This window comes from Acinetobacter venetianus RAG-1 = CIP 110063 (assembly GCF_000368585.1).
GTDB lineage: Bacteria > Pseudomonadota > Gammaproteobacteria > Pseudomonadales > Moraxellaceae > Acinetobacter > Acinetobacter venetianus.
The window spans coordinates 1562551-1569424 of the sequence record NZ_KB849558.1; the positions used below are offsets into that span (position 1 = coordinate 1562551).

A 6874-nucleotide genomic window follows, 5' to 3' on the forward strand; every position below is an offset into this window, starting at 1 on the left:
CCATTCGCTTGTAACTTGAAGGTTTGGCCTTGTAAGTTACTGATGTCCGTTGTATTGGTTGCAATGTCCGTTGTATTGGTTGCGATATTGCTGGTGTTGGTTGCAATATTCGTCGCATTGGTCGATACGTTTTGGTTCGTCGTAAATAATTGACCGCCATTCACCGCATCTTTTGAGCCTGCTGCAACGCTTCCGTCTGCAACATTTGTAATCTTTTGATTATTTAAATTTGCACCGCCATTTAAATTACTTACACCCGTAACACTCAATGTGCCACCAGTTGCAAGATTTCCAGCCGTTACCGTACCTGTAAATGTAGGTGCATTAACAACGCTATATTTATATGTATTTGTAGCGGCATCATAAGTTACGGTTGTATTAGTACCATCCGCAAAAGTAACGGTTTCACCTAAGCTAACTTTATCTGTAGCACCTGTATTTGCTCTAAAATTCAAACCTTTTTGTGCTTCTGTTAACGCAGAATTGGCAGTAGTTTGAGCTGCATTTGCCGATGTCTGTGCCGCATTTGCTGCATTTTGCGCAGTCGTTACGTTATTATTCGTGGTAGTTAACTGACCAAAGTTAACCGCATCACCTGATGCTGTACCTGCTGCAACATTTGTGATCTTTTGATTATTTAAATTTGCACCACCATTTAGATTACTTACTCCCGTTACACTTAATGTACCACCAGTTGCAAGATTTCCTGCTGTAACTGTACCTGTAAATACAGGTGCATCAGCCATTTGAATACTAACAGTATTTCCACTTACTGACGTTTTTAAATTATTTCCAGAATAAGTTCCAGCTGTTGAGCCTGTTCCAGTAATATTTAATGTTGAACCAAGCTTGTTAGCAGAACTACCTGTATTCCCACTAAAAGTAATTGGCTTAATAACTTCATTATTTAGATTAGTTAAAGCACCTGACACAGTATTCGAGTTTACTGTTGTTCCATCTGTTTTGGTAGTTGTAAAAGTTGGTGCAGTATATACATTTGTTGATGGATCATAGGCTGCTCCGCCTCCTAAAGCTGTAGTGTTTCCAACCGCACGATTGTTTACATCTTTAAGTTGAGCCACAGTCACCGCATCTTGGTCAGCAGCACCATCAGCAACATTTTGAATACGTCTAAGATTTGTAGATGAGCCAACTGAAACAACTGAAGTAGGAGCTGTAGTGTTGGTAATGTAACTTGCACCAGTAGGCGCAGTTGTAGTTGAACCTCCACCTAATGCAACAGAATTATTAACACTAGCAACCGCCCCAGTACCTAATGCAATAGCATCTTTTATATTTGCAGAGACCTTTGCATCCACACCAAATGCAATAGATTTGTCAGCACCAGTAGCTACTTGTGATCCTGCCATAAGAGCCGCGCTATAAGCAGCCTTAGCATCAGGGCCTTGCTGGTTATAAGTGGTCCCATTAATTGTAGTGCCATCACCACTCGAACCTAAAGCTAATGACCCCTGACCATCAGCTATTGGACTGCTATGTGTAGTAGATAAACCACTACCTATAGCTACACCACCTTTACCATTCGATGTGGTCGGATTTACATTAAAATTTGAACCAATAACAACAGCTTGTTCTGCACTAGTACTGGTAACAACGTCATTTCCAATAACAGTAGATTGCGCCCCCTGAGCTGCTAAATTTGCACCAATTGCTATTGCTTCAACTGCTGATGCACAGGCTGTACTATTTTCATTTGCAATGGCAATTGCGGCAGCTTCACCTCCTGTCCCATTTGAAGTTCTCGTACAGTTGGCCCGAGTAGTCCCCCCTCCAGCTTCATAACCTGCATGGGCAAAATCAGCAGTAAATGCCGCAAAAATAGCAAGAGTTAAAGCTTTGTAATTAAAAAAAAGATTACCTAAACTCGGTTGTTCTTTATGTTCTAAAGAAAGAGTTTGCCCAACACTTCCACTATTTTTTGTTTTCCCTTTGGCAATTTCAGAAACCGCCACCCATACGCCTAAAGAGGCATTCCATACAACTTTATAAACCTTATTCATAATAATTTCCAAACGCAGAAAAGAAGTTATAACTTGTAGCCTTATGTATACAAGTCTATCTACTAAGTAAAAAATGTAATTTATTGTCAGATAAAATAACGTTTTTCTTATGCCAAGTAAATCACACTTTAACTCCAATACAACGCCGCAAACTTACATTATCGTTTTGCATCATAAAGGTATAATTCTAATTTTTTTATTAAAAACATGTTCTATTTTTTAATTTTTAATAAAAAAAAAGTATACTTTTCACCTTAGCCTCTCTAAGGAATATTTAAAAATCGCTATTACATGACGATAATTGACAGTAATTGACTTTTAATATTTAAAATTATTCTATTTAGATTTGTATCAAGAAATAAAAAAAGCCAGCTTGATGGCTGACTTTTTAGTTTAACTAAAAGGTAAAATTACCAATTTATATTAACGCGTCGATTTGGAGCTAAACAACTAACAAGACGATTATTAGCTTTGTTACCCGCACATTGTTGGTATAAATCAGTTTGGCTATTGGCTTGGATTTGAATACGATTGATATCAATACCTTCATTTACCAAAAGCTTCGCTACTGTATTCGCTCGCTGTGCTGAAAGTTGATGGTTGTATGAAAATTTACCTAATGGATCAGCAAAACCTGCAACGGTAATCGGACCTGTTGAATTGCTTTGCTTAATTCGCTCAGCAATTGCCGCCACAGAACTTGAACCTTGTTCGATTGCATTTACATTTGAGCGATCAAATGCAAAGAACACGCTTCCTGATCTTGCTCCAGTTAAATTTGCACCATTTGGTACTTGATTGTTTGCACCCCAAGCCATTAAACCCTCACAAGCCTCTCCTTTCCAAGATAAGCGCTCAGATAGATTTTTTTTATCAAAGTCTACGCGTAACTGGCAACGTAAATAATCTTGGCTATTTGGCTGGCGAATATCTAACACATAGTTCCACGTTTTTACAAAAAATACCCCTTCGCTAAATTGAGGATTGCCCAAAATATATCGAATTTGGTCTTTAGTTAAACCTGTATCTAAGCGAGCTACATTGTCGTATTCGTAACGTTGCACTTGTTTTAGATAGCTTTTGTCAACTTTAGGAAATTTAATCTCTTGTTGCTGATTTACGGCATCTTCTTGTGCAACTACAACTGTTGTGCTTAGACCAACGAATGTTGTCATCATCAAAATTTGAATGTTTTTGTTCATTTCTTTACTCATCATATCTGTTAGCTAAGGAGAGCCAGCAGCTCTCCTTATTTGAAGCAATTAGTCAATAATTGTACTTACACCAATACGTACTAATGGGCTTCCCTGACTTCCCAGCGCAGCACCAGTTGTAAGTGACCAACGACCATTGTCAGCAGTACGTCTGAACGTTACACCAACAGCATTTTGATCATTATAGTAAGCAGCACCAACAGCCATTGTTAATTTGCCTGGTACAAAAGGAGCTTGTTCCAATGCCGCTGTTGCAGCAATACCAGCAGACATTTTGTCTTCTAAATTATCAATACGTTTATTCGTATCATAGAAAACTTGCTGTAATTGATCGCCAAGGTTATTGATCTTGTTCCCGAGATCTTGATTAGACTGATTCAATGCACCGATTGCATCATTAATATTGTTTTTACCTGTACCGCCAATATCTTTAGTCGTGATTGAGCCATCAGCATTGATTGATGTATTACCACCAATACTATTTTTGATGCTTTCTGAAATGTTATGAATTTGACCACCATTCACTGCATGGTTAGAACCTGCTTTGATTTCACCTTCTTTTACGCCTTGAATGACACGATCACTATCTTTTCCAGCCATATTGATACTTGTACCGCCCGTATCTTTACCCACTGTGATTTCACCATTTGGCTTTTGCTGCTGAACCAGACCAGACTTACCATTGTTAATGTTTTCAATGTTGTTTTGAATGTTCTGAATATCATTTGAGTTTTGGTCAACTTTCTTCTGCACATTCCACAATTGACCGCCATTAACCGCATCTTTAGAACCCTCAGCAACCTTACCGTCAGCAACATTTTTCAGGTTTGTACCTTTACCACCACCTAAAGTGACTGAGTTTTTATCAACATTGCCATCTTTGTCTTTGTCATACTTCACAGTATTGTCAGATAAATCACCGATCTGTTTACCGATTTGATCTTTGACATCACTGATTTGCTTATCAAGCTGACCTTTGTTAACTGCATCTTTCGCATCAACGCCATCAGCAACATTGGTAATTTTCTTAGCACCTGCATCGATACCATTGATCGTGATACTTGGCCCACCTTTAATGGTTAAACCATTATTATTGAGTACTGTATTACCTGTTGTAACGCTGTCAAATTTCGCATCTTTTAATAGCTCAATTTTCACGCCATCTTCAGTGGTACGCGTAATGATATTTTCACCGCTAGTTTTATCTTCAGCAGTATCAGCGTCTGCACCACCAACGATATTCAATGTATCGCCAAGCTTACGATGTACTGATTTTCCATCTGACGCTTTTTGATCATTTGCACCAAAGTTTAAACCTTTGTTAGTCAGATCATTGACGCCATTAGTTACTTTATCATCCACAGATTTAATCGCATCATTGATGTTATTTTTACCTGTACCACCAATGTTGTTGGTCGTAATACTACCGTCTGGATTAACAGTCGTGTTGCCACCAATGCTGTTTTTGATGCTCTCAGAAATATTCTGAATTTGACCACCATTAACAGCGTCTTTTGAACCATTCGCGATTGCACCATCAGCGACATTAGTAATTTTCTTATTACCTGCATTGATACCATCTTTGGTGATACTTGCACCGTCTTTAATGGTTAAACCATTGTTATTCAGAACAGTATCACCCGTCGTGATACTGTCTAAAGTTAAGTCTTTCTTGGTCGAAACCTCAAAGTTAGTACTACCATCTTTATTGGTGGTCTCTTTAACAACAACATTGTCGCCTTCAGTTACCGTTGTTTTGGCTTTGATTGCAGAGTCTTTCACTTCAGCAATCGCATCATTGATATTATGCTTACCCGTACCACCAATGTTGTTGGTTGTAATACTACCGTCAGGATTAACCGTAGTATTCCCACCGATACTGTTCTTGATGCTGTCAGCAATATTATGAATCTGACCGCCATTTACAGCTTCTTTTGAGCCCGCTGAGATGTGACCATCTTTAACGTTATCTAAAGTGGTGCCATCCTTACCTTGCAACGTCACTTTATCTTTAGATTTTGGATCATTGTATTTTACTGCTGAATCATCACTATCTTTTTGCTTCGCAGCAAGCTGATCTAGTTGACCTTTATTTACTGCGTCTTTGCTATTTACACCATCCGCTACATTGCTGATGACTTTATTACCCGCATTGATACCGTCTTTGGTAATGCTTGCACCATCTTTGATGGTTAAACCGTTGTTATTAAGTACACTGTCACCAGTTTTGATGCTGTCGAATTTCGCATCTTTCAATAATTCGATTTGAATACCATCTGCTGTGGTACGGGTAATGACATTTTCACCGCTGGTTTTATCCGCAGGCGTTGCTGCATCTGCTCCACCCACGATATTTAATTTGTCACCCAACTTACGATGAACATCTGCACCTGCATTGCCGGCAAAATTGAGACCTTTGTTTTCCAATTCTGTCTTGGTGTTGTCAATCTTGGTATTGAGTTCGGTTTTAGTGTTATTGATCGTGTTGTTTAACTCAGTCTTGGTATCTGTAATCTGAGTGGTTAACTGATCTTTAGTATCATTCAACTTGTTGTTGGTATCCTTAATTTGGTTACCCAAGTCTTGCTTTGTGTCATCCAATTTTTTATTGGTATCGACAATCTGATTACCTAGATCTTTTTTCGCATCATCTAGTTTCGTATTAGTATCAGTAATCTTGCCATCTAAACCATCTTTAACTTTGGTCATTTGGTCAACATTAACTGCATCTTTACCGTTCACACCATCGGCAACATTAGTAATGGCTTTGTTACCTGCGTTGATACCATCTTTGGTGATACTTGCACCGTCTTTAATGGTTAAACCATTGTTATTAAGTACACTGTCGCCTGTTGTGATGCTATCAAATTTCGCATCTTTCAACAATTCGATTTGAATACCATCTGTTGTAGTACGCGTAATGACATTTTCACCGCTGGTTTTATCCGCAGGCGTTGCTGCATCCGCTCCACCCACGATATTTAATTTATCACCCAACTTACGATGAACATCTGCACCCGTATTACCTGCAAAACTCAAACCTTTATCAGTTAAGTCGTTAACACCACTGGTTACTTTGTCATCTACAGATTTAATCGCATCATGGATGTTATTTTTGCCAGTGCCACCAATGTTATTCGTTGTGATGCTACTGTCTGGATTAACAGTCGTGTTGCCACCGATGCTGTTTTTGATGCTGTCAGAAATATTTTTAACTTGACCACCATTCACTGCATCCTTGGAACCGTTGGTAATTGCGCCATCCGCAACATTGCTGATGACTTTATTACCCGCATTGATACCGTCTTTGGTAATACTTGCACCATCTTTGATGGTTAAACCATTGTCATTAAGTACACTGTCGCCTGTCGTGATACTGTCAAATTTCGCATCTTTCAATAATTCGATTTGAATACCATCTTTTGTAGTACGCGTAATGACATTTTCACCGCTGGTTTTATCCATAGATGTTGCTGCATCTGCTCCACCCACGATATTTAACTTGTCACCCAACTTACGATGGACATCTGCACCCGTATTACCTGCAAAATTGAGACCTTTGTTTTCCAATTCTGTCTTGGTGTTGTCAATCTTGGTATTGAGTTCGGTTTTAGTGTTATTGATCGTGTTGTTTAACTC

General features: G+C 38.8%; 3 protein-coding genes. All 3 read right to left on the reverse strand.

From position 1 onward, the window contains the following. Nucleotides 1-2021, reverse strand: a 2021-nt coding sequence (locus F959_RS12920; protein ID WP_004880855.1) for an ESPR-type extended signal peptide-containing protein, incomplete at its 3' end; no start/stop codon positions are given. Between the two features lie 410 nt (nucleotides 2022-2431). Further along, nucleotides 2432-3223: a trimeric autotransporter adhesin/peptidogylcan-associated protein TpgA gene (tpgA, locus tag F959_RS12925; protein ID WP_004880856.1), complete on the reverse strand. Its 792-nt coding sequence runs from the start codon at nucleotides 3221-3223 to the stop codon at nucleotides 2432-2434. Between the two features lie 60 nt (nucleotides 3224-3283). Then, a partial coding sequence (locus F959_RS12930) for a YadA-like family protein (protein ID WP_004880857.1) occupies nucleotides 3284-6874 on the reverse strand: 3591 nt, incomplete at its 5' end.